General features: G+C 63.6%; 1 protein-coding gene. It reads right to left on the reverse strand.

The window, feature by feature from the left end; translation table 11 throughout:
* Positions 1 to 1034, reverse strand: a 1034-nt coding sequence (leuB, locus tag C6558_RS38720; RefSeq protein ID WP_107028842.1) for a 3-isopropylmalate dehydrogenase, incomplete at both ends; no start/stop codon positions are given.

A 1034-nucleotide genomic window follows, 5' to 3' on the forward strand; every position in this document is an offset into this window, starting at 1 on the left:
GCCTTGAACTCGGAGAGGATGGCTTCGCCCATTTCGACGGTTCCGACCTGGCGTGCGCCTTCGGCCATGATGTCGCCGGTGCGGATGCCCTTGTCGAGCACGGTGGCGATCGCCTTTTCCAGGTTGTCGGCTTCCGTCACCAGGTTGAAGGAGTAGCGCAGGCACATGGCAAACGAGGCGATCATGGCGATCGGGTTGGCGATGCCCTTGCCGGCAATGTCAGGGGCCGAACCGTGCACCGGCTCGTAGAGCGCCTTGCGCTTGCCGGTGACACCATCCGGTGCACCGAGCGAGGCCGAAGGCAGCATGCCGAGCGAGCCGGTCAGCATCGCCGCCACGTCCGACAGCATGTCGCCGAACAGGTTGTCGGTGACGATGACGTCGAACTGCTTGGGCTGGCGCACCAGCTGCATGCCGCCGGCATCGGCCAGCATATGCTCGAGCTGGACATCGGAATATTTCGCCTTGTGGGTTTCGGTCACCACCTGGTTCCACAACACGCCCGACTTCATGACGTTGCGCTTTTCCATCGAGCAGACGCGGTTGTTGCGGGTGCGGGCCAGTTCGAAGGCAACGCCGGCGATGCGCTCGATCTCGTAGGTGTCGTAGACCTGGGTGTCGATGCCGCGCTTCTGGCCGTTGCCGAGATCGATGATTTCCTTCGGCTCGCCGAAATAGACACCGCCGGTCAACTCGCGCACGATCAGGATGTCGAGGCCTTCGACCAGTTCCGGCTTCAGCGACGATGCGGCGGAAAGCGCCGGATAGCAGATGGCCGGGCGCAGGTTGGCAAACAGCTGCAGGTCCTTGCGCAGGCGTAAGAGACCGGCTTCGGGACGGACCTCGTAAGGCACGGCATCCCACTTCGGACCGCCGACGGCACCAAACAGCACGGCGTCGGCTGCAAGCGCCTTGGCCATGTCCCCTTCCGAAATCGCCTGGCCGTGGGCGTCATAGGCAGAACCGCCGACGAGGCCTTCGTCCGTCACGAAGCCGGCGCCAAGCTCGGCATTCATGTAGGCGATGATTTTGCG

The organism is Ensifer sp. NM-2 (genome assembly GCF_003024455.1).
GTDB classification, from domain to species: Bacteria; Pseudomonadota; Alphaproteobacteria; order Rhizobiales; family Rhizobiaceae; genus Ensifer; species Ensifer canadensis.